This is a genomic window from Naasia sp. SYSU D00057 (assembly GCF_017916505.1).
Lineage (GTDB): Bacteria > Actinomycetota > Actinomycetes > Actinomycetales > Microbacteriaceae > Naasia.
This window is the reverse complement of sequence record NZ_JAFMSZ010000001.1, coordinates 1,025,084-1,050,817: the sequence shown is the minus strand read 5'-3', so window position 1 is coordinate 1,050,817 and position 25,734 is coordinate 1,025,084. Positions and strand designations below refer to the sequence as shown.

The 25,734-nt window shown below is 69.7% G+C and carries 32 protein-coding genes; 15 read left to right on the top strand and 17 right to left on the bottom strand.

The annotated features are described in order from the left end of the window. Window positions 1-91: 91 nt before the first annotated feature. From J3P36_RS04990 to J3P36_RS04980, 3 genes are all read left to right on the top strand, one after another. Window positions 92-721 carry a hypothetical protein gene (locus J3P36_RS04990; RefSeq protein ID WP_246854144.1) on the top strand — a complete coding sequence of 210 codons (630 nt, stop codon included), beginning with the start codon at window positions 92-94 and terminating at the stop codon, window positions 719-721. Window positions 722-779: 58 nt separating this feature from the next. Continuing rightward, window positions 780-1,265, top strand: a complete 486-nt coding sequence (locus tag J3P36_RS04985) for a hypothetical protein (protein WP_210506122.1) — start codon at window positions 780-782, stop codon at window positions 1,263-1,265. A gap of 111 nt (window positions 1,266-1,376) precedes the next feature. Continuing rightward, window positions 1,377-2,504, top strand: coding sequence for a hypothetical protein (locus J3P36_RS04980; protein WP_210506121.1), 1,128 nt, complete (start codon window positions 1,377-1,379; stop codon window positions 2,502-2,504). Window positions 2,505-2,514: 10 nt separating this feature from the next. Here J3P36_RS04980 and J3P36_RS04975 read toward each other — a convergent pair whose 3' ends face one another. Together J3P36_RS04975 and J3P36_RS04970 are read right to left on the bottom strand one after the other, a co-directional pair. Continuing rightward, window positions 2,515-4,071 carry a polysaccharide deacetylase family protein gene (locus tag J3P36_RS04975; RefSeq protein ID WP_210506120.1) on the bottom strand — a complete coding sequence of 519 codons (1,557 nt, stop codon included), beginning with the start codon at window positions 4,069-4,071 and terminating at the stop codon, window positions 2,515-2,517. Continuing rightward, window positions 4,071-4,709, bottom strand: a complete 639-nt coding sequence (locus J3P36_RS04970) for a hypothetical protein (protein WP_210506119.1) — start codon at window positions 4,707-4,709, stop codon at window positions 4,071-4,073. The genes J3P36_RS04975 and J3P36_RS04970 overlap by 1 nt, the downstream gene beginning before the upstream one ends. Window positions 4,710-5,123: 414 nt before the next feature. Between J3P36_RS04970 and J3P36_RS04965 the strand changes: the two genes are divergently transcribed. From J3P36_RS04965 to arr, 4 genes are all read left to right on the top strand, one after another. Beyond that, window positions 5,124-5,858: a glutamine amidotransferase gene (locus J3P36_RS04965; RefSeq protein ID WP_210506118.1), complete on the top strand. Its 735-nt coding sequence runs from the start codon at window positions 5,124-5,126 to the stop codon at window positions 5,856-5,858. Between the two features lie 71 nt (window positions 5,859-5,929). Beyond that, on the top strand, window positions 5,930-6,589 hold the full coding sequence (locus tag J3P36_RS04960; protein WP_210506117.1) for a TMEM175 family protein: 660 nt from the start codon (window positions 5,930-5,932) through the stop codon (window positions 6,587-6,589). Between the two features lie 179 nt (window positions 6,590-6,768). Beyond that, a complete protein-coding gene (locus J3P36_RS04955; protein WP_210506116.1) occupies window positions 6,769-7,413 on the top strand; it encodes a dihydrofolate reductase family protein in 645 nt (214 codons plus the stop codon). 75 nt (window positions 7,414-7,488) lie between these two features. Beyond that, window positions 7,489-7,899 (top strand): NAD(+)--rifampin ADP-ribosyltransferase, encoded by a 411-nt coding sequence (arr, locus tag J3P36_RS04950; RefSeq protein WP_210506115.1) that lies wholly within the window; start codon window positions 7,489-7,491, stop codon window positions 7,897-7,899. An 83-nt stretch (window positions 7,900-7,982) separates the two neighbouring features. Here the strand turns inward: arr and J3P36_RS04945 are convergent, their stop codons facing one another. After that, a complete protein-coding gene (locus tag J3P36_RS04945) occupies window positions 7,983-8,153 on the bottom strand; it encodes a hypothetical protein (RefSeq protein WP_210506114.1) in 171 nt (56 codons plus the stop codon). Window positions 8,154-8,265: 112 nt separating this feature from the next. Between J3P36_RS04945 and J3P36_RS04940 the strand changes: the two genes are divergently transcribed. Together J3P36_RS04940 and J3P36_RS04935 are read left to right on the top strand one after the other, a co-directional pair. Next, entirely contained in the window at window positions 8,266-8,496 is a 231-nt protein-coding gene (locus J3P36_RS04940; protein WP_210506113.1) for a superinfection immunity protein, read from the top strand. Between the two features lie 94 nt (window positions 8,497-8,590). Further along, window positions 8,591-9,106: a hypothetical protein gene (locus tag J3P36_RS04935; protein WP_210506112.1), complete on the top strand. Its 516-nt coding sequence runs from the start codon at window positions 8,591-8,593 to the stop codon at window positions 9,104-9,106. A gap of 14 nt (window positions 9,107-9,120) precedes the next feature. Here the strand turns inward: J3P36_RS04935 and J3P36_RS04930 are convergent, their stop codons facing one another. The 6 genes from J3P36_RS04930 to J3P36_RS04905 all read right to left on the bottom strand — a co-directional run bounded on the left by J3P36_RS04930 (window position 9,121) and on the right by J3P36_RS04905 (window position 14,059). Further along, on the bottom strand, window positions 9,121-9,816 hold the full coding sequence (locus J3P36_RS04930; protein ID WP_210506111.1) for a hypothetical protein: 696 nt from the start codon (window positions 9,814-9,816) through the stop codon (window positions 9,121-9,123). A 120-nt stretch (window positions 9,817-9,936) separates the two neighbouring features. Further along, on the bottom strand, window positions 9,937-10,518 hold the full coding sequence (locus J3P36_RS04925; RefSeq protein ID WP_210506110.1) for a hypothetical protein: 582 nt from the start codon (window positions 10,516-10,518) through the stop codon (window positions 9,937-9,939). Between the two features lie 452 nt (window positions 10,519-10,970). Further along, window positions 10,971-12,245, bottom strand: coding sequence for a low temperature requirement protein A (locus J3P36_RS04920; RefSeq protein ID WP_210506109.1), 1,275 nt, complete (start codon window positions 12,243-12,245; stop codon window positions 10,971-10,973). A 125-nt stretch (window positions 12,246-12,370) separates the two neighbouring features. Then, the gene (locus J3P36_RS04915; protein ID WP_210506108.1) at window positions 12,371-12,976 is read right to left on the bottom strand and encodes a recombinase family protein; all 606 of its coding nucleotides are present in this window, start codon (window positions 12,974-12,976) and stop codon (window positions 12,371-12,373) included. 75 nt (window positions 12,977-13,051) lie between these two features. Continuing rightward, window positions 13,052-13,240 (bottom strand): hypothetical protein, encoded by a 189-nt coding sequence (locus J3P36_RS04910; protein WP_210506107.1) that lies wholly within the window; start codon window positions 13,238-13,240, stop codon window positions 13,052-13,054. Window positions 13,241-13,393: 153 nt separating this feature from the next. Next, window positions 13,394-14,059 carry a hypothetical protein gene (locus J3P36_RS04905; protein WP_210506106.1) on the bottom strand — a complete coding sequence of 222 codons (666 nt, stop codon included), beginning with the start codon at window positions 14,057-14,059 and terminating at the stop codon, window positions 13,394-13,396. A 431-nt stretch (window positions 14,060-14,490) separates the two neighbouring features. Here J3P36_RS04905 and J3P36_RS04900 point away from each other — a divergent pair, with 431 nt between their 5' ends. Next, window positions 14,491-14,817, top strand: a complete 327-nt coding sequence (locus tag J3P36_RS04900) for a hypothetical protein (protein WP_210506105.1) — start codon at window positions 14,491-14,493, stop codon at window positions 14,815-14,817. Window positions 14,818-14,945: 128 nt separating this feature from the next. On the opposite strand, the gene J3P36_RS04895 is transcribed toward J3P36_RS04900, so the two are convergent. Next, window positions 14,946-15,482: a hypothetical protein gene (locus J3P36_RS04895; RefSeq protein ID WP_210506104.1), complete on the bottom strand. Its 537-nt coding sequence runs from the start codon at window positions 15,480-15,482 to the stop codon at window positions 14,946-14,948. Between the two features lie 363 nt (window positions 15,483-15,845). Here J3P36_RS04895 and J3P36_RS04890 point away from each other — a divergent pair, with 363 nt between their 5' ends. Then, window positions 15,846-16,478, top strand: a complete 633-nt coding sequence (locus tag J3P36_RS04890) for a hypothetical protein (protein ID WP_210506103.1) — start codon at window positions 15,846-15,848, stop codon at window positions 16,476-16,478. A 73-nt stretch (window positions 16,479-16,551) separates the two neighbouring features. Here J3P36_RS04890 and J3P36_RS04885 read toward each other — a convergent pair whose 3' ends face one another. After that, window positions 16,552-16,731: a hypothetical protein gene (locus J3P36_RS04885; RefSeq protein WP_210506102.1), complete on the bottom strand. Its 180-nt coding sequence runs from the start codon at window positions 16,729-16,731 to the stop codon at window positions 16,552-16,554. Between the two features lie 92 nt (window positions 16,732-16,823). Next, the gene (locus J3P36_RS04880) at window positions 16,824-17,021 is read right to left on the bottom strand and encodes a hypothetical protein (protein WP_210506101.1); all 198 of its coding nucleotides are present in this window, start codon (window positions 17,019-17,021) and stop codon (window positions 16,824-16,826) included. Window positions 17,022-17,384: 363 nt separating this feature from the next. Here J3P36_RS04880 and J3P36_RS04875 point away from each other — a divergent pair, with 363 nt between their 5' ends. After that, entirely contained in the window at window positions 17,385-18,188 is an 804-nt protein-coding gene (locus J3P36_RS04875; protein ID WP_210506100.1) for a methyltransferase domain-containing protein, read from the top strand. A gap of 161 nt (window positions 18,189-18,349) precedes the next feature. Further along, window positions 18,350-18,730 (top strand): hypothetical protein, encoded by a 381-nt coding sequence (locus J3P36_RS04870; protein ID WP_246854143.1) that lies wholly within the window; start codon window positions 18,350-18,352, stop codon window positions 18,728-18,730. Between the two features lie 38 nt (window positions 18,731-18,768). Here the strand turns inward: J3P36_RS04870 and J3P36_RS04865 are convergent, their stop codons facing one another. Further along, window positions 18,769-19,122, bottom strand: a complete 354-nt coding sequence (locus J3P36_RS04865) for a hypothetical protein (RefSeq protein ID WP_210506098.1) — start codon at window positions 19,120-19,122, stop codon at window positions 18,769-18,771. 390 nt (window positions 19,123-19,512) lie between these two features. Here J3P36_RS04865 and J3P36_RS04860 point away from each other — a divergent pair, with 390 nt between their 5' ends. Then, on the top strand, window positions 19,513-19,758 hold the full coding sequence (locus tag J3P36_RS04860) for a hypothetical protein (RefSeq protein WP_210506097.1): 246 nt from the start codon (window positions 19,513-19,515) through the stop codon (window positions 19,756-19,758). A gap of 96 nt (window positions 19,759-19,854) precedes the next feature. Here J3P36_RS04860 and J3P36_RS04855 read toward each other — a convergent pair whose 3' ends face one another. The 4 genes from J3P36_RS04855 to J3P36_RS04840 all read right to left on the bottom strand — a co-directional run bounded on the left by J3P36_RS04855 (window position 19,855) and on the right by J3P36_RS04840 (window position 24,880). Then, the gene (locus tag J3P36_RS04855) at window positions 19,855-20,109 is read right to left on the bottom strand and encodes a hypothetical protein (RefSeq protein ID WP_210506096.1); all 255 of its coding nucleotides are present in this window, start codon (window positions 20,107-20,109) and stop codon (window positions 19,855-19,857) included. A gap of 4 nt (window positions 20,110-20,113) precedes the next feature. After that, window positions 20,114-20,611 (bottom strand): GNAT family N-acetyltransferase, encoded by a 498-nt coding sequence (locus J3P36_RS04850; RefSeq protein ID WP_210506095.1) that lies wholly within the window; start codon window positions 20,609-20,611, stop codon window positions 20,114-20,116. A gap of 16 nt (window positions 20,612-20,627) precedes the next feature. Continuing rightward, window positions 20,628-23,282 carry a valine--tRNA ligase gene (gene valS, locus J3P36_RS04845; protein ID WP_210506094.1) on the bottom strand — a complete coding sequence of 885 codons (2,655 nt, stop codon included), beginning with the start codon at window positions 23,280-23,282 and terminating at the stop codon, window positions 20,628-20,630. A 239-nt stretch (window positions 23,283-23,521) separates the two neighbouring features. Next, window positions 23,522-24,880, bottom strand: coding sequence for an MFS transporter (locus J3P36_RS04840; RefSeq protein WP_307806952.1), 1,359 nt, complete (start codon window positions 24,878-24,880; stop codon window positions 23,522-23,524). Window positions 24,881-24,939: 59 nt separating this feature from the next. Here J3P36_RS04840 and J3P36_RS04835 point away from each other — a divergent pair, with 59 nt between their 5' ends. After that, window positions 24,940-25,557 (top strand): TetR family transcriptional regulator, encoded by a 618-nt coding sequence (locus J3P36_RS04835; RefSeq protein WP_210506093.1) that lies wholly within the window; start codon window positions 24,940-24,942, stop codon window positions 25,555-25,557. Window positions 25,558-25,734 lie beyond the last annotated feature (177 nt).

Here is a 25,734-nt window from a genome sequence, read left to right as displayed (position 1 = left end):
GGCGAGACCGGGCTGTGGAGAAGCCGAGGGACCGCAGTAGATTGGTGGTCCCCGACCGCCGTACTCAGCCCTCGACCCTAGGAGGACCCCGATGACCGGCTCCGCCAGCACCCCGCATCCGCCGTCGCCGTACGGCTCGGCCGCGCCGGCCGAGATCCCGCCGCGGCCGCGTCCCGTCGAGATCGCCTTCTGGCTCTACATCCTCACGGCCGCGCTCGGCGTGGTGGGGCTGATCCTGTCAGCGTCCACCTACCCCGCGCTGCGCGCCCAGGCGCTCGAGGACGCCCAGCGTCAGCTCGAGCAGCAGGGCCAGGAGGACGTCCTGCCGCCCGGCACGATCGAGACGATCGCCGACTCCGCATTCGGTGTCGGCATCGCCACCGGGGTGATCGGCATCCTGCTCTACGTGCTGTTCGCGATCTTCGTGCGGCGAGGGGCGAACTGGGCGCGCATCGTGATGACCGTCCTCGCCGGCCTCTCGATCCTGGGCACGCTGTTCGCGATCGCGTCGCTCGCCCTTCCCTCCGTCACCGGCGCGAGCGGCGCCGCCGAGCCCGCGCCGGGCAGCGAGCTGATCGGCATCCTCCAGTGCCTCTGCCTGGTCGCCGCCACCGTGCTCATCTGGCTGCGGCCGTCGAACGAGTGGTTCCGCAGGGTCAAGGAGTACCGCCGCGCCCGTCGCGACTCCGCGTTCGGGCCCACCGCTCCGCGCCAGGCCTAGCCGTCGGGTCGCCTCTCGTCGCCCGTTAGCCTGAGGGCAGGGCGACGAGAGGATCCCGATGACCGTGCCGACGCCGGCGTCCGAGCCGTCGACCCCGTCGCCGGGCGCACGTCCCCGAACCGTGGACGCCGCCTTCTGGCTCTGCGTCGCCGCCGCGGTGCTCGCCGCGCTCACCCTGCTCGCGACCCTCAACAACCTCGACGCGCTGCGCCGCCGCGTGTTCGAGCAGCCGGACGCGCAGGGCCAGACCCTGCCGCCGGAGATCGCCGAGGGCGTCTTCGTCACCGGACTCGTGATCGGCGTCACCTCTGGCGTGCTCTTCGCCGTCGGCTACCTCGTCTGCGGTCTGCTCCTCCGGCGCGGGATCGGATGGTCGCGCTGGGGCATCGCGGTGCTGGCGCTCTTGAGCATCAGCAGCATCTTCAACGGGCTCGCCAGCTTCCTGCAGTTCGCGTGCATGGTCGCCGCGACGGCGCTCGCGTTCCTCGAGCCGAGCTCCGAGTGGCTCCGCTCGGCGCGCAGGCGGACCGGTCGCTCGGGGTGAGTCGAGCCCTCCGACCCGCCGCTTCGCACCACCGCACGGACCGGCACTGTTAGCCGACGCGTCACCGCGGGGAGGCGTCCCGTTCGCCCGCGACCGCTGGGCTGTGCGGTGATGGAGACCCTTCCGACCCTCCCCGCCGCGCCCGTCGACCGCCCGGAGGTGCTTCCTCCGTCCTATCCGCGGAGCGTCAGCGGCGGCTGGTGGCCGACGAGCCACGTGCAGGGCATCGCCGTCGACCGGCTTCGCGGCCACCTCTACTTCTCGTTCACGACCGCCCTCGTGAAGACGGACCTGCACGGCAACCTGCTCGCCACCGTCGAGGGCCTCTCCGGTCACCTCGGCGATGTGACGTTCGACCCCGCGACCCGCAAGGTGTACGGATCCCTCGAGTACAAGGCGGCGGAGGCGTTCTATGTCGCGGTCTTCGACGCGGAGGCGATCCACCGGGTGGGTCTCGAGGCGACGGATCCCCGCGTGATGCGGACCGTGCATCTCGCCGAGGTCACCGCCGACTTCGTCGCGCCGCCGTCGGTTGCCCAAGCCGACGACACGGCGCGCGGGCGCTACGGCTGCAGCGGCTTCGACGGCATCGCGATGGGCCCCCGCTTCGGCAGTTCCGACGGTCGCCGGCTGCTCACGATCGCCTACGGCGTCTACTCGGGACCGGACCGCGACGACAACGACCACCAGGTGCTGCTCCAGTACGCCGCCGACGACTGGTGGGACACGCTCGCCCGTCCGCTCGTCGAGGCGGCCCCGCACCGCAGCGGGCCCGCACGACCCGACGGCAAGTACTTCGTCCGGACGGGCAACACCACCTTCGGCGTGCAGAACCTCGAGTACGACGAGGAGCTGCGGCGCTGGTTCCTCGGCGTCTACCCGGGACGCAAGCCGGCCTTCCCGAACTTCACGCTCTTCTCGCTGGACGCGGATGCCCGGCCCCGCCGCCAGGCACTGGCCGGCCTGGCGGGGGAGCGGGGCCGGCAGCTGCCGCTTTCCGCGGATGGCCTCGCCGATCGCTCGACCGGAATCCGCGGCTGGTACCAGCGGGCGGATGTCGGCATCGCCGCTCTCGGCGGCGGCCTCTTCTACCTTTCCACCGCCGACGCGGTGGGCGGTCTGCAGACCAGCCGGCTGACCCTCTGCCGCTGGACGGGGGACCCGGTGCGCCCCTTCGTGCCCGTCGAGGAGGAGCGCCGCATCCCCGGCGCCGCCGATCGCGGGCTCGCGGCCGTCTGAACCGCTCCCGTCACCGCTTCGTGGCGGTGCCCGCGGCGGGAGTCCCGCCGAGGATCTGCTCCACCGTCACGAGGGTGAAGCCGCGGTCGAGCAGCCCGTCGATGATGGGTGCCGCCATGCGCGCCGTGCTCTGGTGCACGTCGTGCATGAGCACGATGTCGCCCGGCTTCGCGAGAGTCACCGCGCGCTCGTAGAGGGCGGCGTCACCGGGCCTCTGCCAGTCGTTGGTGTCACGCGACCAGAGGATGGCGGGCAGCCCGGCCGCGGCGAGCACGGTGTCGTCGTAGGCGCCGTACGGCGGCCGGAACATCGAGGGTGTGGTGCCGGTGATCGAGCGGATGAGCGCGTTGGTCCGCGCTATCTGGTCGGCGATCTCGGGCGCGGGCAGCTTCCGCAGATCCGGATGATTCCACGTGTGGTTCGCGAGCTGGTGGCCCTCGTCGCGCATGCGGAGGAGCAGGCTCCGGTACCGGCTCACGTAGACGCCCTGCAGGAAGAACGTCGCGGCCGAGCGGCGGGAGGCGAGCGTGTCGAGCACGTCGGCGGTGTACGGGCCGGGCCCGTCATCGTAGGTGAGGGCGATGCACGCGAAGAAGGCGCAGTCGACGTCCTCCTGCCCGCGCGCAGGTGCGGTCGGCAGCGTCAGCGGGGCCCCGGAGGCGAGCGCGGACTGCACCCGCTTGCCGTCGGCGCTGAGCAGAGCTGAGGCGTCGGCGGCCGGCACGGTGACCGCCACCGTCGAGGTCGGCGGCACGTCGGCCAGCCGCTCGAGCTCGGCGGTGCTGAACCCTTCGGGCAGCCGCACTGTGAGCGACCCGTCGGCACCGAAGCTGAAGTCGGCGAACCAGGCCCTCAGCTGCTCGATCGGGAACGATGCGGGGTCCTCCTTCATCTGCGGCTCGAGGGCGCCGGCGCCGACCTTGAGCGACTGCACGACGCGGGCGAGCAGGGTCCGGAGGCCGTCGTCGGTGAGAAGGGTGTCGGCGGTCGTGAGGAACTCGCCGGCCGTGTCGGCGTAGTAGAGGCGTGTCGTGTCGGTCAGCACCTCGCCGGCTACGGCGGCGACGATGCGCAGTGACTCGGCGAGCACCGTTCCGGAGGCGGCTGCGATCTCGCAGACGATCGTCACCGTGGGCCCACCGGTCTGGGGAGTGAGCGCGGGATCGGCCGCGATCTCGGCGGCGGGGCGGCTCGCGGCGCCCGGCGCGCACCCGCGCGAGCCGCCCGGCGCATCCGCCGCGGGCCGGAACCGGACGCCGGTCGCGGCCGCCTGAGCGTCGATGGCGTCCTTCACGCGGGCCCGCAGCTCCTCGTTGAAGCGGGGGTTGCCGGGGATCTCGGCCCAGCGGGCACCGACGCCGGCACCCGGGTCGGCCGTGTAGAGCAGCCGGGTGTCGAGACCGTCGGCCACGGCGGGGGGCGGGGGGTCGGCGGCGTCGACGGCGAGGACCAGGTCGGGCTCGGCGGCGGGCCGGGGCGTCCAGCCGGGAGTGGTGTGCAGGGTCGCGCAGGCTGCGAGCAGCAGACCGGACACTGCGAGAGCGGCGACGAGGCGTGTGCGCCGCATCACGACTGAGGCTCCCCGATCGGCGACGGTGCCGGTCGTTCCCGGCTGAACACCGCCGAGGAGACGAGGTCCGCGGTCACCGTCCGGTACCTCGGCGCTTCGTCCGCCGGTGCTGAGGCGACGAGCACGAACCGGACGTCGTCGGGGACGGTGCCGGTGCCGTGCGCAGCCGTCAGCGCCCGCGGTGGGTCGACGATCGCGACCGTGACCGCGTCTCCGCCGTCCGGGCAGCTCGTGTAGCGGACCTCGTTCCCGGCGAGCAGGGTCTCGGTGCTCCAGGAAGCGGCGTCGATGACGGCCGCGAGCTCCTTCCCGACCTGGCCCGGAACCGAGTCGGCGCCGTCCGGGGTGGACGGGGAGCCGGGCACGAGCTCCAGCTCGACGCGGTAGACGCCGTCCGGGGCGACGAGCGTGGCGCGGTCGTCGGGGAGGAACGGTCCGGTGCCGATCCGGGTCCACCCCGCGGAGAGTGTCACGGACACGAACCCCGTCCCATCCCGGGCGCCGAGAGTGAACGTCGAGTCGGACGCGAGGGGAGCGCTCGGCACCTGCGCGAGCGCGGGGGGAACCAGGAGCAACGCGCCGGCGAGCACGCCGGCGACGGGGAGCGTGACGAGCAGGATTCTGCCGACGCGCATCCCGCTACCTCGTCCGCGCTCTCGTGGGAAGCGCGCTCCGCTGAGAGGCGAGGTAGCGGGGGAGTCGAACGCGGAGGAGTCCGCGACGCAGCGTCGTCTCGCTCGGGTGGTACCTGTGCGGGGTTCGGGCCCTGCCTGCGCTGTTCATTCGGCCTCCTTGCCGGGTGCGAACGGTGCGCTGTCGCGGCAGAAGCTACGACCGAGAGGTCCCTAGAAGGATGCGACGCGCCGCGGCCCGGCATCGGTTGGGGGGCGGGCAGGGGGATTTGCGGGAGCCCGGCAGGGAGCGGAGGGGTTTCGAGGAGAAGCCCTGGTGGGGCCCCGATCGCGAGGCGCGGAACGGCGGAGTGCGCACATGACACGGAATGACGCCCCGGCGCCCACCGGAGCCTCGGCCGTGTCTACCCTGTCGGCATGAAGCCGTTCCTCCTGCTGGGCACCCGCGCCGAGGACGCGGCGGCCGAGGGGGAGTACGACGCGTTCCGACGTTTCGGTGGACTGCAGGAGTCGGAGCTGCGCCGCATCCGGCTCGAGCAGCGGCCGCTCGGCGACATCCGTTTGGGGGACTACTCGGGGCTCATCATGGGCGGCAGTCCGTTCAACTCCTCCGACCCGGTCGAGGCGAAGTCGGACGTGCAGCGGCGCGTCGAGGCCGAGCTCGCCGGGCTGCTCGACGAGGTCGTGGCCGCCGACTTCCCCATGCTGGGCGCCTGCTACGGCGTCGGCACGATCGGCACCCATCAGGGCGCGGTCGTCGACCGGACCTACTCGGAGCCGGTCGGCCCCGTGACGGTGACGCTCACCGAGGAGGGCCGCGGCGATCCGCTGTTCGGCGTGCTGCCGCCCGAGTTCGACGCGTTCGTCGGGCACAAGGAGGCGATTCGCGAGCTGCCGCCCCATGCGGTCCGGTTGGCCTCGTCACCCGGCTGCCCGGTGCAGGCGTTCCGGATCGGCGCCAACGTCTACGCCACCCAGTTCCACCCGGAGCTCGACGTTCCGGGCATCGCCACCCGGATCGACGTCTACAAGTACGCGGGCTACTTCGCGCCCGAGGAGGCGGAGGCGCTCAAGGAGCGGGCCCGCGAGAGCGGCGTGCAGCATCCGCCCGCGCTCGTGCGCCGCTTCGTCGAGCGCTACGCGACCCGGTAGCGGCCCCAGCCGCGGGTGCGGACGCGTCCCTTCTGGAAGACACTCGTAGCTCGACCGAAGGCGGTGATGCGGTGAACCGGCCCATCGATCGCGACGAGGACCCCCTCGAGTTCGCGCGGGTGCTGAACCTCAGCGACGCCATCTTCGGCGTCGCGATGACGCTCCTCGTCATCAGCATCGTCATCCCGCCGGGCCTGTCGTCGCGGGAGTTCACCGCGGCCGTCGTGGAGCTGATTCCGCGCCTTTCGATCATGGCGCTCAGCATCGCGGTCGCCGCGGCCGCGTGGTCCGATCACCGGCACCTGTTCGGCATGGTGCAGAAGATCGACGGCGGGCTGCTCGTGCGGAACATCGTGCTCCTCGGGTTCGTCGCGCTCATCCCGCTGCCGCACCAGCTGCTCGGCACCTACGCCAATGAGCCCCTGTCGTACGTGCTCTACGCGCTCGTGCTCGGCGGGGTGAACGCGACGCAGGTCCTGCTCGAGGTGCACGTGCGCCGCCGGGGGCTGCTCCGCGAGGCGGTGCTCGAGCCGGCGTCCCGGCTCGAGGCCGCGCGCGGGCTGCTCGGCGCCGCGGGATTCGGGATCAGCATCCCGCTCGCGTTCGTGCTCGGCTCGTGGACGCCGCTCGTCTGGCTCGCGATCCTGCCGCTCGACCGGGTGCTGGTGCGGCGGGCGAGCCGAGGCCGAAGGAGGAGAGCGCCGGTCGAGCCCTCGCCACCGGATGGCTAGAGGTGGTCATCGGATCGGCTTGCGGCCAGGGGGCGCTGGGGGACCTCAGCCGGATCGGGTACGACCCGGATGGCTGGACGATCCACCGACGGCGACATCCGCCCGCGTGCGCAGCGCGGGGCCGCTAGGGTCCCGGAAGGGAACGACCAGCACTCAGGAGATGACATGTCCTCGTCCGCGTGCACAACTTCTCGGTCTCGCTCGACGGCTTCGGCACCGGCGAGGGCCAGCAGCTCGAGACCCCGTTCGGTCACGCCGGCAGCCGCCTGATGGAGTGGGCGTTCGGGACGCGCACCTTCCGCGAGATGGGCCTCCACGGGCAGGGCGAGGCGTCCCGGGGCGTCGACGAGGCATTCGCCAGCGCGTGGGCACCCGGGATCGGTGTCGAGATCATGGGGCGCAACAAGTTCGGCCCGCAGCGCGGCCCCTGGGAGGACGAGGACTGGAAGGGCTGGTGGGGCGACGACCCGCCCTTCCACACCCCGGTCGTCGTCCTGACCCACCATCCGCGGCCCGTGCTCGAGATGGCGGGCGGCACGACCTTCCACTTCGTCGACGCCGATCCCGCCGCCGCGCTCGAGCAGGCCCGCGCCCTCGCCGGCGGCCTCGACGTCCGGATCGGCGGCGGCGTGAGCACGGTCCGGCAGTTCCTCGAGGCCGACCTGATCGACCACCTGCACATCGTCCTCGTGCCGATCGTCCTCGGCCGGGGCGAACGGCTCTGGGACGGTCTCGAAGGGCTCGAAGAGCGCTTCACCATCGAGGCGACCCCGTCTCCGCGCGGTGTCATCCATCTGGTATTCGCTCGCCGCACCAGCCGGTAGGCATCGAGGAAGCGCGACGCCGACGAGGCGGCGGAACACCTGCGCCGGCGGACGGCGTCGACTTAGGCTGTCGCGGTGAGCGAGGCGCTGGACGACGGTCCGTTCTTCCACGGCACAAAGGCCGATCTCGCAATCGGCGATTTGCTGACGGCGGGGTTCCGGTCGAACTACCGCCCGGAGATCGTCATGAACCACATCTACTTCACGGCTCTGCGCGACGGTGCGGGCCTCGCTGCCGAGCTCGCGCCCGGCGACGGCCCTCCGCGCGTCTACCTCGTCGAGCCGACCGGGCCGTTCGAGAACGACCCGAACGTGACCGACAAGAAGTTCCCCGGCAACCCCACCCGGTCGTATCGCAGCACCGCACCGCTGCGGATCGTCGGCGAGGTCGACGATTGGACGCGGCTCACGCCGGAGGCGCTGCAGGGGTGGCGGGACCGACTCGCCGTCCTCCGCGAGCACGAGCGGGGCGAGATCATCAACTGAGCGCCGCACTCGGGGCCACCGATGAGGAGCAGCTCGCCGTTGCGCGGGATCGAATCCGCAGTCCTCGTCACCGCCGGGTGTCGCTACTCGGAATGCCGGCTGTGATCCTCGACGTCCGGTTTCGCCCGCAGGACGTCGGCGACCTCCTCCTCCGGACGGGGCGCGACGCTCTGGTCCTCCTCCAGCTCGGGCAGGGTCGATTCGTCGGGGCCGGGCACGTGCTCATGAGGGGAATGCTCGGGGAGAAGAGACACCGGGATCCTTCGGTCGATGGGAACCACAGCGTAGGCGGTGCCGCCGCGGGCGGCCAATGAGCAGCGTCCTGCCCCTGGTTCGTGTCTGGCGCGCCGCCCCTAGGCTGGGCCCATGAGCAGCTACCTCACCGATCAGCGGGACCGCCCGGTCAGTGCGTTCGTCGCCGTCGTCGTGGCGCTTCTCACCGCGGGCTACATGCTGCCGTGGGCGGTGGCGGCCCTGCGGGGCAAGTCGAACCACTGGGCGATCTTCTGGATCAACCTCCTCGGCGGGTGGACCGTGATCCTGTGGATCGTCGCCCTCGTGATGGCGTTCAGCTCCCACAAGCCGATCGTGCGCTGACCCGCGCCAGTCGCCGCATCCGGTGGGGCGGCGTGGGAACTGCTCCCGGTAGTTACCACGCCGATGGTCCCAACGCTTGGAAGGATGGGTGGCCATGGCGGAAGTCCTCGTGCTGCACGGCTCCCCGGGCTCCGGGAAGAGCACCCTCGCACGAGCCCTTTCCGAGGCGCTCCGGGAAGCGGACATCGCGCACGGCGTCATCGACATGGACGAGCTGAGTCTCGTGCACCCGTACCCCGGCAGGTGGTTCCCCCGCGACAACCTGCGGGCCATCTGGCCGAACTATGTCGCAGCCGTCCTCGACATCAAGCTGATCGTCCCGATGGTGTTCAGCGATGAGGAGGAGGTCGACCTCATCCAGGCAGCTCTGCCGGGAGCGAGGCTCACCATCTGCGAGACGACCGCACCGATCGACGTGCTGAAGAAGCGGGTGACCGAACGCGAGCCCACCGACGAGTGGGCGACCGCGTTGCGCAAGTGGGTCGACGTCTACCACGCACGGTCGGACCACGGGCGCATCCGGCACTTCCAGGTGGTCACCCACCCCGCTTCGGTCGACGAGTCCGTGCAGGAGATCCTCGAACGGCTGGGCTGGCTGGCCGCACGCTGACAGCATGAGGAGGGCTAGGACCGGGCTGCCTCCTCCGCGACCGTCCACGCTTGCTCTGCCTCTGCGCCCAGCTCGTGCTCGGCGAGCAGCGAGCGTGCGGCGGCGAGGTCGGGCGCCGCGTCCGCCCCGGTGCGCGCCTTGAGCTCCGCGCGGTAGAGCAGCGCCTCGAACCTCTCGGTCGGCGGTGCGTCGGGATAGCGACCGATACCTGCGTCGAGCACCGCGATCGCCTGGGCCTCGTCACCGCGAGAATCGCCCTGCCGTGCAGCGACGTCGATCACCCGGAGAAGGCCGGACCGTCGTTCCGTCGGTTCCTCCTCGGTCGCGCCCGCTCGGTAGAAGCGGAGCCAGTTGCCGCCGACGTCCACGACGGAGAACCCGGTCGCGGTGCCGGCTTTGCGCCGCGGAGGAAGGAGGCGGGGGATGCCCTTGACCGGGACTCTGCCGAACCGTTCCCGCAGCCCGGCCTTGAACGCCTCGTGCCGCTTCCCGGGGTCCGCGACGGTGATGATGGCGCTGCCGTAGGAGTCCGCCGGATCGAAGCCATCGATGACGAACAGATGGATCGCGATGTCGTCCAGCTCCACGACCGCGCAGGCATACGGGCGGCGCTGCTCGAAGCTGACGGTGAACCCGAGCGCGACGTAGAACGCGAGTGCGTCGTCCAGGTCCGCGCAAGGCAGCACGGGGTAGGTGCGTTCGCCGGCCATTGAGGTGCCTTCCCGCCGAATAGCCAGGATTGTACCGGCGCGAGGCGAGCGAGCCGCGGGGGAGTGAGGTTGCGCCCGTGACTCCCCACAGGGGAGGCCGATCGCCGGCCGGGACCTCGGTCAGTCGACGACGACCATGTAGGCGTCGTTCGTCGCGGCCCAGTCGGCCACCGCCGCGACCATCGCGTCCCGGTCGGTGGTGCCTCTGAGCCCAGTGACGCCGGAGTTGCCGACGGAGGAGATCGAGCCCCAGTAGCCGAAGCCGTCCCGGTAGACGATGACGACGGTGCGGCCGAGCTCGTCCGCGTACGAGCCCGCGACCTCACGGATGCTCCTCATCCCCGCGACAGGCGCACGCTCGTCGTCGGCGGACTGCGCCAGGGCCGCCCCAGGCGCCGCGTCGGCGGCGATCTGGTCGATGACCGGCTGGGGGAGGGGCTGGCCGGGAGTCACTGCGACGACGGTGCCGTCGTGGAGGGTGATGTCGCGGGGAGCGTCCTTCGCGTGCACCTGCTTCTCGAACTCGGAGAGCTCGCCGTCACCGTTCGAGTCCCCGTCGATCGGCGCGGGGCTCGCCGCGCCGATCGACGGGGCGCTCGACTCGGTGTCGGGCAGGACCGAGCCCGCCCCAGCGGTGCAGCCGGTGAGCGCGGCGAGCGCGAGCAGGGCGGCTGCTGCTGCGGCGGTGCGAATGATGGTCAATCCTGGTCACCTCGAGTGAGCGCGTGCGCGTTGGAGCCACCCTCGGTCCGTCCGCTGGATCGCTTCAGCCCACTCGCCCTCAACCATGAAGCGACTGCCATTCCGAGAATCGCGATCCCGCAGGTCAGGGAGATCACCGCGAACGCGAGCATCGCCCCGGGAGGCGTGGCACCGATCAGGAGAGAGAGCGCATCAGCGAGGACGAAGACTGCGGATCCCACGACCCACCAGCGAGCAGTTCCCTGGTCGTTCGTGAGCAACCACCACGGATTTTTCTCCTGGGGATCGTTCTGCACGAGGTCAAAGTATCGGGCCTTCGGGTCCATCCCCAGCATGCACCACCACCGGAAGGTCGACCGGATTGCCTTTGGCCGCTGACCCTCGGCGACTTCCGAAGGAACGCTCGTCGGCGAGGCCGGACGAGCCTTGGGTACCCGTGTCACCGGCCTGATCTACTCCTTGGCGCCGTCCCCCTCGGGTGGCTCCTCGAGCTCCAACTCGTCCGGCTGTTCATCCCGCCCGCCCGTCCGCGCGCGTGCGCGCCGAACGCCGACCTCTTCGAAGATCAGCACCGCCAGGACCAGCGCATTCGCGACCCAGGCATGGAGGAGCGGACTGGAACGCGGCGCGAGCAGCGGGACCAGGAGCGCGAGTGCCATGAGCGGAAGGATGCCGACGAGGTGCGAGGCGAGCGGGAACGTGCCGGTCGACTTCTTGAACCACACGTTGCCGACAAGGTAGATCGCCGGCGCTGCGTAGATCAGTAGCGGGGTGTAGCCGCCCGTGCCCTCCAGCGGGTGGGCGAGCAAGAGCTCGTCCGAGACGGCCACCAGCACGACCCCGACCACCAGCACCACGTGCACATAGGTGTAGCTGTAACGCGCCACTTCAACGGATTCGTCGGACTCCTCCATGAACTTCCGACCGCGCCGCTCAGCCCGGTTGAAGTAGACCAGCCACAGCAGCACCGTTCCGGTGATCGCGGCTAGGAACGCCGTCACCCCCTCCGGAGTGATCTCGTGCTCCGCGAAGAAGCTGCCGGTGACGAGGATCCCCTCACCGAACGCGATGATCATGAACAGCGCCGTGCGCTCCGCCAGGTGGGCGGAGGCGAGGTCCCAGACGTTCGAGGCGCTCTCCTTGAACCACGGCAGTCGGTAGCGCAGGCTGGCGGCCCCGTAATCGATGGCTATTGCGAGCGCCCAGAGTCCCAGACGGATCCACGGGTCGGCGATGACGCCGCCGACGATCCAGAACACGCCCCCTAGCGAAAACCACAGCGCGAGTCGACGGAGGTTCGACGCGCCATCCGGGTTGTGCCGCGCCATCGCGAACGCCGCGAACAGCGAACGGCCGACCTGCATGGTGACGTACGCGAGTGCGAAGATCAGGCCCCGGCCGGCGAACGCCTCCGGTATCGAGGTGCTCATGAGCAACCCGACGAGCATGAGCACCAACAGGAGGCCGCGAACCGGCGCGGTCTCAGGATTCAGCCAGTTGGTGATCCACGCCGTGTAGACCCACACCCACCACAGCGCGAGCACAAGCACCGCCGCCTCGAGCAGGCCGAGCAGGGTCTCGCCCTTTTCCAGCGACACGACGACCGTGTGCGCCACCTGCGTCACCGCGAGCACGAACACCAGGTCGAAGAACAGTTCGATGAAGGAGGCTTTCTCCCCAGCCTCGGTCGCCGAGCGCGAGATGTCCCTCCGAAGCCCCAGCCGCATTCCTGCCTCCGATGTCGAGCGTACGGACACGAGTTAGCCCGAAGGCTCGCCGCTCAGTTGACTTACAGGCGGCCATCAGTGCCGACCGGTCGACTGCTCTCTCAGGAAGGACAGCGCCCCGCACGTCAGGTCAGCGTCGCTGCCTTCGTGGCGTCTGACGCCCTCGTGATTCGGTACACGGTCGACACCGAACAGCCAAGAAGTTTCGCGATGTCCTGGGGTGAGTTTCCGGCGGACCGCAGCACCTGAGCCTGCTTGGAACGTTTGCTGTCCAAGGCTCGCGGTCGCCCGCCCACTCGTCCTTGCGCCTTCGCGGCCGCCAGGCCGGCCACGGTTCGTTCGCTGATGAAGCTGCGCTCGAGCTCGGCGACAACGGACAGCAGCTTCATCATGATCTGCCCCTGAGTGGTTGAGGAATCCAAACCGTCTCGGATGCTGACCACGTTGATGTCGCGCTCGCTGAGGTCCTCGAGGAGAGTCAGCACGTGCGCCGCGTTTCGGCCGAGACGGTCAGGGGCGTAGGTCACGACCGTGTCGCCCGGCACGGCAACAGCGAGGAGGGCGTTGAGTCCGGGACGGGTGGTGGTTGATTCGCTCACCCCGTGGTCGATGTAGCGGTTGCGCTTCAGAACTCCGGCGGCGTCGAGGGCGTCGTGCTGAAGTTGCAGATCCTGGGATCTGGTGCTCACCCGCAGGTAGCCGAGCTTCGTTCCCGTCATGTTGTGGTTCATGCCGTGAGAGTACGAACCCTGCGCGATGGCGGGTGGGGCGGGTCATATTCGATCGAGAAGCGCGAGCCGAATCGCTCAGTCGTCCTCTTGATGGTCACCGTCGCGGTGTCGCTCGTCGAAGACAGGATCCGACCGCGACCAAATCAGGAGTGCGCCCATCCCGCAGAAGGTCATGACGAAACCGAACGGTAGCCATCGAACACCGAAGCCGGCGAGCACGATGCCCGCAACAGCCGCGGACGCAGCCACGATCGCGAAGATCACGGCGGTAACGCGAAGCCGGCGCGTTCTCCCCACAGCTGGAGCCTAGAGGCAGTAACGATTCCCGGATGGGATCTGGCTCCCAAACACGAGGCGACATCCGGCTCCGGCTCTGAGCCCCTCCCCGCGATGCCACCGGCTCGATCCTCTGCGGACCTAATCGTCGTCGCTCGGGAAGAACGTCCGAGGGATGATGTGTTGTCTGAGCCCATCGGCGTCGCCACCGCGACGGAACCACTCCGTAAGCGTGTCAGCATCCCCCCGGAGCTGCGGCTTGACCGCCTCGAAGTCTTCCTGCCAGCCGGTGCTGTCGTCGGCGCAAAAGTACGCGATCTCCACATCACTCCCCGGAATCCAAACCCGCCAGACTCCGTCCTCTGGAGTTGCTGACCGCACTGCTCCGAGGACCGAAATGCGTGGGAGGCCCGCGGCCGAAAATTGACGGAAGGCCGGGTCGAGAACCATGAGTGGATTGCTTGTCAGCGCGACCATATGCCCGACCTCCGCCCAGGGACGTTCCCCTGGGTAGTCGTCGACGCTTCGATCGGAGGGAGCCAACCCGCGCTCCTGCGCCTCAGCAAGCCCGCGAGCTCCCGTAATGGCGACAGCGCGAAGCGATGGCGAGTAGGCGAAGAGCGACACAGCCCGCGGCCGGGCTGTGATGCCGAGCCGCCCCGCAACAATGCACAGCAGCGCCGTCGCTTCGACGCACTCCGCCTCGGTCCCATACATGTCGCCGATCGCCGTAGTCAGCTCGGGCAACAGCCGCTGAGCCCGCTTGGCGTCCCGCTGAAGGTTCTGCGCCCGTCCGGCCTTGCCCATCCACCCCTCCCGACATTCGCCCTGGTTCGCTGTGATCCGGGCATCCGACACTACCCTCGATATTCCGGCGCCCGCCGATCTCCGGAGCATTCCTTCCAGACCGCTACCCCGGCTGCCCGTGATCGCTCAATGCGACGTCAGAACCGAGTGCCGCCTTGCTTCGCCTCGGCCTCACTCCTCCTCGCGCTCCATATGTGCGCCGACGGGGCGTCAGGGTGAAGCGCCGACCAATTGCGAGCTGCCTCGGTCAAATTTGATGATCAGGTCGGCAGGCGACAGTCCGTCGCTACGTCCGAAGATCACCGCTACGAGCGCCACCAGCAGCACGAGCATGGCCTGTGCGGCAACAATCTTCCGGCGGTACCCAATACGGCCTCTTGGGGTTCCACCTATGTGCGTCATCCGCGCAGTGGGGGTCCTACGCTCGGTGCATGTTTGAGGACTGGCGGGATGTGGCGGTGTGGGTGATGGTCGTCCTGAGCGTCCTGGTCGCATTCGCGCTGCCCGTCGTCGCGCACCGGTACATTCGACGGCCGGGGGCGGTGAGGGAAATGTGGTTGCACTCTAAGCCTGGTCGCGTGATCGGTGCGTGCGTGGTCGCCTTGGTCGTGCTGGCAGCACTGGGACTCTTGATGGCTGCCTTAGCCGCTCGCTACTCGTTCATGTGGGCCACTGTTGCACTGGTAGCCGGCTCGATGGTCGCGGTGATCCTCGTCCTCGTGAGGTTCCTAACGCACGACAAGAGCGACCTGGTGTGACTGCGGTATGTAGGACGCACCGGGAACGAGCACTTTCGCAATCGTCAAGCCAGTGCAGAAACGATCGCGGCGTTGCGCGGCATCGCAGCAGCACCAGAACGACGAACAGACGCGCCCCATGAAGTGCCTTACTGGGGGCGGACCGTCTCGAAGTACTCGTCGCCTGTCATGTCGGGATTGCGCCAGACCACCTTCACCGTGACCGAGGAGGGGCTATTCAGCCTCTTTGGCAGCCTGAAGGAGATGCTCTCACCGGCGGCTACGTCGCGTGGGACCTCGGTGTCTGGCACCACCCATGCCTGAGGCTTCCCCGTGACCGCCACGAAGTCGACGTTGACACCCGTGTTGTTGATGGCCTTCCACCGCTCGCCCCCCTCATACTCGAGGAGCCATGGCCTAGGTGGGGTGGCGGTCATCTCGACCGCTGCGGCGATGCGCTCGGATGCGTCAGCGCTCCGCGTGGAGGCGGAGGCAGACTCCTCGGCCGCGAGGGCGGACCGTCGAGCGGCGTCGAGAGCGGCTTGCTCGTGCCGCTCCGCGTCGGCGCTAGCCACGCGCGCGTCGTTCCTTGCGCGCCGCGCGTCGAGTGCCTGCCAGCATGAGACGAGCACGCCGACGGCCGTAAGAAGGAAGAGGCCGAGGTTGATGACGTTGCTCTGATCCACCGATCGCACTCTATCCGCGCTGTCCTGGGTCGCGAACTCGTCCTAGGACTATCGCGACGCGGCATGCCTTCACCTGGGTGCCCGCGCCGTCATTGCGGCTAAAGAGCGATGGCCGACTGGGAGGGGCCATGTGCGCCCGACGGGGCTGAACTATATGGTCGAAGCCATATGTCAAGTTCGGAAAGCGCGCTTCAGCGCCTGGTGTCCCGCGGTATAGAGGTCCTCGGCGCGGGAGCTGGCACCCTTCTGGGCGCAGGTGGCGATCCTGCTTCGGCGGCGGTAGCCGCCATGGCAGGCACAGCAGTGGGGGCGATCGGGAGCGACATCGCAGCGCGCGTTCTCAGTCCTCGGCAGGAGATCCGCGTGGGTGCTGTCTTCATGGAGGCCGGCGCGGCGATCAAGGCGAAGGAGGTTCTAGGACAGACCCTGCGGGATGACGGCTTCTTCGACGGCGACAGATCCTTCGGGCATGAGTTCGCAGAAGGGGTCATGTTCGCGGCGATGGACTCCTTCGAGGAGCGCAAGATTCCCTATCTCGGAAATCTGCTAGCCAACGTTGCGTTTGCCCCTTCAATCGACGCGGCAACCGCTAACTTCGCGCTTCGAACGGCAGAAGGCTTGTCCTGGCTCGAACTGTGCCTTCTCGCACTGATAGACCGATCCGACGAGTTCCCCATGCCGAATGAGGAGCCACGACGATCGAAGAGCTGGGATGCCCATACGGTGAAGGGCCAGCTGCAGCGAATGGCTGACATGGGAGGTGGAGGTCTTCTCGCTTACAGGGAAACGCTCACCGAGGATTTCGGGTTGCCCACATTCGATACGACCTGGAGTGGCATCCAGTTCACGAGCAATGGTCGACTCGTCAAAGACCTGATGGAACTCGGCAGCATCCCCGCCACAGATTTGCGCCCGATCTACAACCTGCTCTTGGCGGGCGACCCCGCCGAGCCCGGCACCAAGGGGCCCCAACAGGTCCAGGGGACCGCCAAGTAGCCCGACTCCATCGAGTGAAGCCGCTAGACGAGGACACTACATGGAGCGCTGCAGAAACGAAGATGAGCCGGGGCTAGCTGTCCCCCGATCGCTTGAGGAGCTGCCTCTCCTCCTCCTGGATCGCATCGAGCTCCTCGAGCGATGCAGCTTGGAACGCCGGGTCCAGACGGAAGCCCATCGACAGCAGTTCCTCACGTCGTCGTCCGAGCTCAGTGAGCCGCGCCTCAATGTCTTCCTTGCGCATTTCCGGCACCGTCGCACTCCTTACACGCTCGACATCAGTCCGTCGCATATGTCTATCTGAGGACAGACCGCAAACATCCGCGGACACAAACGATGCCGAGATCATCGCCGATCAGAAAGAGCGCGGATGCCTTGGATAAGGCCGAAGACTGCAACGCCTGCGCCGATCACCACGACGACGGTCGCAGCGATCGCATCTCTCGTCTCAAGGGTGCCGCCGGCGAGCAGGGAGACGCCAAGGCAGACTGCCAGGAGCCCCGCTCCGCCGAAGAAAAGGGCCTGCCTCACTCTGACGCTCATCGCCGGCCGACCTCTCATTCTCGACTGCCCGCTACGGGCCGCTTCAGCTGAACGGTCCTCGCTCGTCCGCTAGGGTAAGTCTCTCGTCTCGCCACTAACCGCTACCGGCTGTAGTCGCCAGAAACGAAGGGCGAACGCGACAGCGGAGATTGCGAGCGCTGCGGTTGCCGCCCGGCCGCGCCGGCTCTCAAAACTCGAACCTGCGTGCGTCGCAATACCGGTCGAGTTGACGAGGCGCGACGACGCGCCTCCAATCCCACGGTGCGGGTGCGCAAGAAGTGCCAGCCGCCCCGCTCAACCCCAGCGTCGCAACATAGGGCGCCGCGGTCCGGCATCCCTCGGCGGACAAGCTAGTTTCGACAGATGCAACACGAGCGCTACGTCCACGGCCACCACGAGAGCGTGCTGCGCTCGCACACGTGGCGCACCGTGGAGAACTCCGCCGCTTACCTCCTGCCGCACCTCCGTCCGGGCCTCGACGTGCTCGACCTCGGCAGCGGGCCGGGCACCATCACCGTCGACCTCGCGGAGCGCGTCGCGCCCGGCACCGTCGTGGGCGTCGACGCCTCGGCGGAGATCGTGGCGAGCGCCTCCAAGCTGGGGGAGGAGCGCGGGCTGGCGAACGTGTCGTTCCGCACCGGCAACGCCTACGCGCTCGACCTGCCGGACGACAGCGTCGACATCGCGCACGCCCACCAGGTGCTGCAGCACGTCGCCGACCCGGTCGCGGTGCTGCAGGAGATGAAGCGCGTCGTGAAGCCGGGCGGCATCGTCGCCGCCCGCGACGTCGACTACGGCGGCACCATCTGGTACCCCGAGCTGCCCGGCATGGCGCAGTGGATCCGCGTCTACGACGCCGTGCATCGCGCCGGCGGCGGAGAGCCGAACGCCGGACGGCGGCTGCGTGCCTGGGCCCACCAGGCCGGCTTCGCCGAGATCACGACCAGCGCCTCCATCTGGGGATTCAGCTCGCCCGCGGAGCGCGCCTGGTGGGGCGGGCTCTGGGCCGACCGCGCCGTCAAATCCGACTTCGCCCGGCAGGCCGTCGAGGGCGGGTTCGCCACCCAGCAGGACCTCGAGGACATGTCCGCCGCCTGGCGTGAGTGGGCGGACAGCGAGGACGCCTGGTTCGCGTTCCCGCACGGGGAGCTGCTCGCCCGCGTCTGACGCGCCCGGGCTCCGTCCACCCCTGGTGCGCGGAGGAACCGCTTCCTACGCTGGTGTCGACGACGCCGCCGTTACCCATCCGGCCGCTCCTGACGGCCCACGGCGACGCGGGATGGAGCGGAACCATGAGCGCGGCCACCGAGATGATGAAGAACATGCCGATGTCGGACACGTCGATCATGTCCCAGATGGACATGACCGCGATGGCCAACGTCATCGACGCGTGTTCGGCGTGTATGCAGGCGTGCATGATGTGCGCCGACTCCATGGCCGGCATGGAGGGCATGGGCAAGTGCGCCGCCCTCTGCGCCAACTGCGCCGACATGTGCGACACCATGATGCGGATGATGCTCCGCCCGATGGGCATGGAGCGGGACAGCATGGTCGCCATGCTCGAGGCGTGCATCGCCATGTGCCGCGTCTGCCGCGACGAGTGCTCGACCCACATGCAGATGAGCGAGACCGCCGCCATGTGCGCGACCGCGTGCGACGCCTGCATGACGGCCTGCCAGGACATGCTGACCGCCATGCGGAACGTCTAGCGACACCCCACCTCCGCCGCCGGCAGGCGGCGCGCGGCTCAGAGCTGAGCGACGTTGTAGCGGTCGGCGCCGACCGCCAGAACCGAGTAGGCCTCGTGCAGCGCCACGGGATCGCCGGCGTGCAGCGAGTCGGCGAGCGACGCGTGATGCCAGACCCAGCGCTCCTCGCCGTCCTCCCACAGCTGCAGGCGCACCCAGCCGCCCTCGCCCGCCTCGGCGACCACGGCATCCGCCCAGCCGCGCGGGGTGGATGCCGAGAGACGCAGGCGCAGCAGCGTCATCGCGTGACCGGGACGGTCGTCGACGCAGAGCATGCCGTGGTCGCAGGTGCCAACGCTCTGTCCGATGACGTTCTGACCGACCACGTTCTGCTTCTGGTGCCCACGAGCCATCTCGGTGCTCCCTTCCCGTCGTGCGGTCCAGGCTAGGCGCGGCTCCTTCCGCCGCCGAGTGCCGCCGTCACGGAGCGCAACACTGCCGCCGCGGATGTCCCGCCGATTCGGGACGCGAGTCCTCTTGCCCCCAGAAGAAGAACTCCGATAGCTTGGCGTCCTCGCCGAGACCCAGAAAGGAGACCACGATGACCGCGAATCAATCTGCCCGTGGCTCCTTCGGCGTCCTCTGCGGCTGACCCGCGAATCCTGCGGCTCCGCAACCTCCCGCCGAACCGGCAGCCGGTGACGTTCCCCGTCGCCCAACCGCGCTCGTGACGCATCCGAGCGCGCCTGGCACCTTCCGTGCCGACCGCCTCGACCCCTCCGCTTCACTCCGAAGGAACCACTGTGAACACCCTGCTCGAGATCCGTGATCTCGAAACCACCACCGAACGAATATCCATCTCGGCCCACGACCCCGAGCTGCGTCCCATCGACCGGATCGCGCTGCGGGTCGGCCTGGCCCTGCTCCTCTGGGGGCAGCGCCGCGCCGCGGGAATCGATCCCGCCGAGGCGCACCGACTGCACCTCGAGCGGCAGAGCGCCGAACAGGAGCGCGACCGGCTGATCGCGAGCGCGGGGCTCTACCGCTGAGCATGCTCGGCCGCTGAAACGCAGAAAGCCGGCCGTGCGGACACCCGGCACCCGATCAGGGGAGCGGATGTCCGCACGACCGGCGGACGGCGAGGGTCAGGCCTCGAAGGAGAGCCGGCCCTCGCCGGAGACCGGATCGACGGTGACCGTCGGGAAGCCGCGGTCCGTCTCCACGTCGAGCTCCGCGACCGGACGGCCCTCGAGCCAGGTCAGCGTCCACGACGCCGACTCGGCCTCGGGGGCCGTTCCGCGCAGCTCCTCCTCGGCGGAGGCGACCGCCGCGGCGGCGGCCTCCGGCAGTCGCGCGGGCGGCGGCGTGCCGAAGCGCCAGCGGGTGCCGAGGCCGATCATCGCGTCAGCCGACGTTCAGGTCGTAGGTGACCCAGTTGGTCTTCTCGGCGACCGCGTCGTAGAGCTCGCGGGCGGTCGCGTTGTCCTCGGCGGTGATCCAGCGGATCACGCCGAAGCCGCGATCGCGGGCGTCCTGCTTGAGGTGGTTGATGAGCGCCGTCGCCACGCCCCTGTTCCGGGCGGCGGGGGCGACGAACAGGTCCTCCAGGTAGAGGCCGCGGTCGTTCTCGAGCAGGCGCTCGAACTCCTGCACGTGCGCGATGCCGAGGACCTTGCCCTCGGCGTCGACCGCCACGAGTCCGCGCACGGCGGAGGAGTCCGCGCCGTGCAGCCACGCCCATGCCCGCATCGCCCGCTCGTCGGAGAGCGGCGTGTTGTAGAACTCCGCGTAGCCGGCGAACAGCTCGTACCAGGCGAAGAAGTCGCCCTGCTCGAGCGGGCGGACCCGGATCTCCAGGGTGCGGCGCGAACGGCCGGTGCTGGTCTCTTCTTCGGTGCTCATGATTCCCCTTGTTCCCCTAGCTGGCCTTGTCCCCGAGGCCGTTGTCCCCGCGTGCGGCGTGGTCGCCGCGGATGCTCTCGAGCTCCTCGCTCGGCGCGAGCTCGATCCGACTGACCTGCAGCTCGGGCCCGTGCTCGAACGACAGGTCCTCGATCCGCCCCACCGCCCGGAGGTCGCCCTCCGCGAGCTGCAGCAGCTCGACCTTTCCGTCCGGTCCGGCGATCACCGCCGATGCTACTGGCGTCTTCTGCGACGCCTTCGCGTCGGTCTTGGCGCGTCGGATGCCGACCAGCGCCTCCCCGGCGAGCTGCAGCAGCTCCGGGGTCGCCGACTCGGCGAGGGGGCCCGGCTCCGGCCACGACGCGCGATGCACCGAGCCCTCCTGGAACCAGGACCACGCCTCCTCGGTCGCGAACGGCACGTACGGGGCGAACAGGCGCAGCAGCGTCTCGAGCGCCTCTCGAAGGGCGGCGATCGCCGACGCCTGGCCGTCGTCATCCATCTCGCCGGCGCCGTAGGCGCGCTCCTTCACGAGCTCCAGGTAGTCGTCGCAGAACGTCCAGAAGAACGTCTCGACCGTCTCGAGCGCGCGGGCGTGGTCGTACTCGTTCAGCGCGTCGGTCGCGGTGCGGACCACCTCGTCGAGCGTCGCGAGCATGCTCCAGTCGAGCGGGTGCCGCACCGCCTCACGCCCGGCGCCGTCGCCCGGGAAGGCGAGGATGAACTTCGCCGCGTTGAGGATCTTGATGGCGAGGCGTCGCCCGATCCGGATCTGCGTCGGGTTCTGCGGGTCGAAGGCCGCGTCGGTGCCGAGGCGGCTCGAGGCCGCCCAGTAGCGGACCGCGTCCGAGCCGTGCTGCTCGAGCATCCCGGCCGGCGTGACCACGTTGCCCTTCGACTTCGACATCTTCTTGCGGTCCGGGTCGACGATGAAGCCCGAGATCGTGGCGTGCTTCCACGGCGCGCGGCCGTCCTCGAGCAGCGAGCGGAGCGACGTCGAGAACAGCCAGGTGCGGATGATGTCCTGGCCCTGCGGTCGCAGGTCGTAGGGGGCGACGAGGTTCCAGAGCTCCTCGTCGCGCTCCCAGCCGCCCGCGAGCTGCGGGGTGAGCGACGAGGTCGCCCAGGTGTCCATGATGTCGAGCTCGCCGATGAACCCGTTCGGCCGGCCACGCTGCGACTCGTCGTAGCCCGGCGGCACGTCGCTCGCCGGGTCGACCGGCAGCAGGTCCTCGCTCGGGGCGATCACGTCGTCGAAGCGCGGGTTGCCGTCCGCGTCGAGCGGGTACCAGACCGGGATCGGCACGCCGAAGAAGCGCTGGCGGGAGACCAGCCAGTCGCCGGCGAGGCCGCGCACCCAGTTCTCGTACCGGACGCGCATGAAGTCGGGCACGAAGTCGACCTCCCGGCCGAGGCCGAGCAGGCGCTCCCGCAGCTCCTCGCTGCGGCCGCCGTTCGTGATGTACCACTGGCGGGTGGAGACGATCTCGAGCGGGCGGTCGCCCTTCTCGTAGAACTTCACCGGGTGGGTGATCTGCTTCGGCTCGGCGAGCAGCTCGCCGGTCTCGCGGAGGGCCTCGACGATCGCCTGCTTGGCGGAGAACACCGTCTTGCCGGCCATGCGGGCGTAGGCCTCGCGGCCCTGCTCGCTCGTGATCCACTCGGGGGTCTCGCCCGTGAGTCGGCCGTCGAACCCGATCACGGCCCGGTTCGGCAGGTCCAGCTCGCGCCACCAGGCGATGTCGGTGACATCGCCGAAGGTGCAGTTCATGGCGATGCCGGTGCCCTTGTCCGCCTGAGCGAGGTGGTGGGGGAGAACCGGCACCTCGACGCCGAAGACCGGCGTGCGCACCGTCTTGCCGAACAGCGGCTTGTAGCGCTCGTCGTCCGGATGCGCGATCAGGGCGACGCAGGAGGGGAGGAGCTCGGGGCGGCTCGTCTCGATCTCGACCGTGGCGCCGTCCTCCGCGGTGAAGGCGATGCGGTGGTAGGCGCCCGGCTGGACGCGGTCCTCGAGCTCGGCCTGGGCGACCGCGGTGCGGAACGTCACGTCCCACAGGGTGGGCGCATCCGCCTGGTACGCCTCGCCGCGGGCCAGGTTGCGGAGGAACGCGCGCTGTGAGGCGGCGCGGGCGTCATCGCCGATGGTGCGGTAGGTCTGGGTCCAGTCGACGGAGAGGCCCAGAGTGCGCCACAGCTTCTCGAACTGCTTCTCGTCCTCGAAGGTCAGCTTTTCGCACAGCTCGATGAAGTTCTGGCGGGACACCGGCACCTGGTCGGCGGCCTTCGAGCTCTTGTTGTCGCCGCCCTCGAACGGCGGCGTGAAGTCAGGCACGTAGGGGAGGGTCGGGTCGCAGCGGACGCCGTAGTAGTTCTGCACCCGGCGCTCGGTGGGCAGGCCGTTGTCGTCCCAGCCCATCGGGTAGAAGACGGTCTTGCCGCGCATGCGCTGGAAGCGGGCGACGATGTCGGTGTGCGTGTAGCTGAACACGTGGCCGATGTGCAGCGAGCCGGAGGCCGTCGGCGGGGGAGTGTCGATCGAGTAGATCGTCTCGCGCGTCGCATCCTCGCGCGGGAAGAGGTAGGTGCCCTCGCCCTCCCAGCGCTCGCCCCACTTCGCCTCGAGCCCCTCGAGTGCCGGCTTGTCGGGGATGCGGGGGGCGTCGGTCATGAAGGGCTCCGGTCTCGATATGTGCGGCACCGCGTGAGGGTGCCTGTATGTCGCCGCGTCGCGCGGCCTCACAAGAGTACCGGAGCGCCGCGGGCCGCCCGCCCCCAGGGGCGCGCCGAGGGTGACTCGCTCCCCGCGGCAGGAACGTCCTCCGCGCGGGTGTTGTTTCGGGCGCGGCGACGTCGTTTTCCCCGCGGCGAGGGCCGGGGTGGAGGACGGGCCGATCCGGCCCGTGCTCGCTAGCGGTTGGCCGGGACCGTCCCGTCCTCGCCCACCTCGGCGACGATCGCCTCCGTGCCGGCCGGGATGCGCGGCGAGAGCCGGGCGGCGGCGATCGCGCCGGCGAGGGTGACCGCCGACATGACCGCGAGCACGATGCCCGGGTGCCACCAGGCGTTGTCGGACGCCTCGCCGAGGGCGAGGGTCACCGCCGGCACGAAGCCGGAGAGAACCGCGGCGATGCTGTAGGAGACCGAGAGCGCGGAGTAGCGGAAGTCGTCGTCGAAGAGGTCGGACATGAGCCCGCCGAGCGCCGCCCAGCTGAGGGTGGGCAGGATGCCGCCGATGATCATCGTGCCGACGAGGATCGCGAACGTCGAGAACTGCAGCAGGAAGTACATCGGGAACGCGATGAGGAGCGTGCCGATCGCGCCGATGGCGACGACGCGGGCGGATCCGATCCGGTTCGCCCACGCGCCGAACAGCGGAATGGTGACGAGCTGCAGGAGACCGCCGATGGTGGTCGCGACGAGCAGGTCCTGGTAGCTGAAGCCGAGCACGGCGACGCCGTAGTTGACGGTGTACGTGTTCATCAGCGAGTAGGAGCCGATGCCGAGCAGCGCGGCCGCGACCGCGACGATCAGCGCGACCGGCTGGCGGCGGAGCAGGGCGCCGAGCGGGATGCGGTCGCGGCGGCCCTCGCGGACGACCGCCTTGAACACCGGCGTCTCGTCGATCGACCAGCGCAGATAGAGGGAGACGAGCAGCAGCGGGATCGCGGTGAGGAACGGGATGCGCCAGCCCCACTCGGCGAGGGCCTCGGGAGGCAGGGTCGCCGTCAGCAGCAGGAAGAGCGCGGCCGACAGGATCGAGCCGACGGGGGAGCCGAGCTGCGGCATCGCGGCGTAGAGGCCGCGGCGGCCGGGGGTCGCGTGCTCGGTGGCGAGGAGGATCGCGCCGCCCCACTCGCCGCCGAGGGAGAGGCCCTGCAGGAGCCGGAGCACGACGAGGAGGATCGCGCCCAGCCAGCCGGCCACCGCGTAGGGCGGCAGCACGCCGACGAGGCCGGTCGCGACGCCCATGATCGCGATCGTGATGAGCAGCGTCTTGCGGCGCCCGATCCGGTCGCCGAGATGGCCGAAGACGATCGCGCCGATCGGGCGGACCACGAAGCCGATCGCGATCGTCAGGAACGCCGTGAGGGTGCCGCCGAACTGGCCGAGCGGCTCGAAGAACAGCGGCCCCACGAAGAACGCGGCGAAGTACGCGAAGACGTAGAAGTCGTACGACTCGAGGGCGGTGCCGACGAAGGACGCCCAGACGACACGGCGGGGGACGGACGAGGATGAGGCCGCCTTGTCGGGGGCGATTGCGGTCACGCCGGGCTCCTGCGGAGAGATGTTCGGTACTTTGTGTACCGAGTCCAGAAAGGGTCGCCATGAACGCTAGCAGGACGCCGGGCAGTCCGGGGACGGGCCGGCCCCGCCGCTCCTCGCGGGAGACCCTGCAGGACGCCGCGACCGAGCTGTTCCTCGAGCAGGGCTACGAGAAGACGACCGTCGACGAGATCGCCCGGCGGGCGGGAGTCGCCCGCGCCACCTTCTTCAACTACTTCCCCGCGAAGGGGGACCTGCTGTGGGCCGACCTCGATCCCGTTCTCGACGCCCTCCCCGACGTGCTCGCAGCTCTGCCGAAGGGAGAGTCGCCGGCTCAGGGAGTCCGCACCGCGCTCGTGGAGCTGACGGGGCGGGTGCAACTCGCCCCGGTCGTCCTGGTCGAGCGGGTCACGATCGGTGCCCGAAGCGATGTCGCCCAGTCAGGCCTTCCGCGCATGCTGGCCGTCGAGTCGGCTCTCCGCCGCTTCACCCTGTCGCGCACGGCGGCCCGCAACGGCATCCCCGAGGCGTTCGCCGCCGGGGCGACGGGCGCGCTGCTCGCGGCCGGCGTCCGCTGGCTCGACACCGGGTCCGACCGCGGGGCGCTGGGGGAGGCGGTCGATGTCGCCCTCGGTCCCCTCGTCGACGCCTTCGCCCCGCTGCTGCCGCCCACCTCCTGACCGTCCCTCAACAGGCGGAAATCCCGCCAACAGGCAGAATCGGGCGGTTTCCGCCTGTTGGTGGCAGAAGTGCCTGTTGAGGGACAGCAGCAGGGCGCATCCCGTCGGGAGGACCAGCGCATCCTGCCGAAGGGTCCCTTGCGGGGAGCCGGTAGGATGACGGGCACAGACTGTGAT

Excerpts from the sequence above, each read along its gene's own strand:
- J3P36_RS04990 (WP_246854144.1), top strand. The coding sequence starts at position 92 with ATGACCGGCTCCGCCAGCACCCCGCATCCGCCGTCGCCGTACGGCTCG.
- J3P36_RS04985 (WP_210506122.1), top strand. The coding sequence starts at position 780 with ATGACCGTGCCGACGCCGGCGTCCGAGCCGTCGACCCCGTCGCCGGGC.
- J3P36_RS04980 (WP_210506121.1), top strand. The coding sequence starts at position 1,377 with ATGGAGACCCTTCCGACCCTCCCCGCCGCGCCCGTCGACCGCCCGGAG.
- J3P36_RS04975 (WP_210506120.1), bottom strand. The coding sequence starts at position 4,071 with ATGCGGCGCACACGCCTCGTCGCCGCTCTCGCAGTGTCCGGTCTGCTG.
- J3P36_RS04970 (WP_210506119.1), bottom strand. The coding sequence starts at position 4,709 with ATGCGCGTCGGCAGAATCCTGCTCGTCACGCTCCCCGTCGCCGGCGTG.
- J3P36_RS04965 (WP_210506118.1), top strand. The coding sequence starts at position 5,124 with ATGAAGCCGTTCCTCCTGCTGGGCACCCGCGCCGAGGACGCGGCGGCC.
- J3P36_RS04940 (WP_210506113.1), top strand. The coding sequence starts at position 8,266 with ATGAGCAGCTACCTCACCGATCAGCGGGACCGCCCGGTCAGTGCGTTC.
- J3P36_RS04935 (WP_210506112.1), top strand. The coding sequence starts at position 8,591 with ATGGCGGAAGTCCTCGTGCTGCACGGCTCCCCGGGCTCCGGGAAGAGC.
- J3P36_RS04930 (WP_210506111.1), bottom strand. The coding sequence starts at position 9,816 with ATGGCCGGCGAACGCACCTACCCCGTGCTGCCTTGCGCGGACCTGGAC.
- J3P36_RS04920 (WP_210506109.1), bottom strand. The coding sequence starts at position 12,245 with ATGCGGCTGGGGCTTCGGAGGGACATCTCGCGCTCGGCGACCGAGGCT.
- J3P36_RS04915 (WP_210506108.1), bottom strand. The coding sequence starts at position 12,976 with ATGAACCACAACATGACGGGAACGAAGCTCGGCTACCTGCGGGTGAGC.
- J3P36_RS04905 (WP_210506106.1), bottom strand. The coding sequence starts at position 14,059 with ATGGGCAAGGCCGGACGGGCGCAGAACCTTCAGCGGGACGCCAAGCGG.
- J3P36_RS04900 (WP_210506105.1), top strand. The coding sequence starts at position 14,491 with ATGTTTGAGGACTGGCGGGATGTGGCGGTGTGGGTGATGGTCGTCCTG.
- J3P36_RS04880 (WP_210506101.1), bottom strand. The coding sequence starts at position 17,021 with ATGAGCGTCAGAGTGAGGCAGGCCCTTTTCTTCGGCGGAGCGGGGCTC.
- J3P36_RS04875 (WP_210506100.1), top strand. The coding sequence starts at position 17,385 with ATGCAACACGAGCGCTACGTCCACGGCCACCACGAGAGCGTGCTGCGC.
- J3P36_RS04870 (WP_246854143.1), top strand. The coding sequence starts at position 18,350 with ATGTCGGACACGTCGATCATGTCCCAGATGGACATGACCGCGATGGCC.
- J3P36_RS04865 (WP_210506098.1), bottom strand. The coding sequence starts at position 19,122 with ATGGCTCGTGGGCACCAGAAGCAGAACGTGGTCGGTCAGAACGTCATC.
- J3P36_RS04855 (WP_210506096.1), bottom strand. The coding sequence starts at position 20,109 with ATGATCGGCCTCGGCACCCGCTGGCGCTTCGGCACGCCGCCGCCCGCG.
- J3P36_RS04850 (WP_210506095.1), bottom strand. The coding sequence starts at position 20,611 with ATGAGCACCGAAGAAGAGACCAGCACCGGCCGTTCGCGCCGCACCCTG.
- valS (WP_210506094.1), bottom strand. The coding sequence starts at position 23,282 with ATGACCGACGCCCCCCGCATCCCCGACAAGCCGGCACTCGAGGGGCTC.
- J3P36_RS04835 (WP_210506093.1), top strand. The coding sequence starts at position 24,940 with ATGAACGCTAGCAGGACGCCGGGCAGTCCGGGGACGGGCCGGCCCCGC.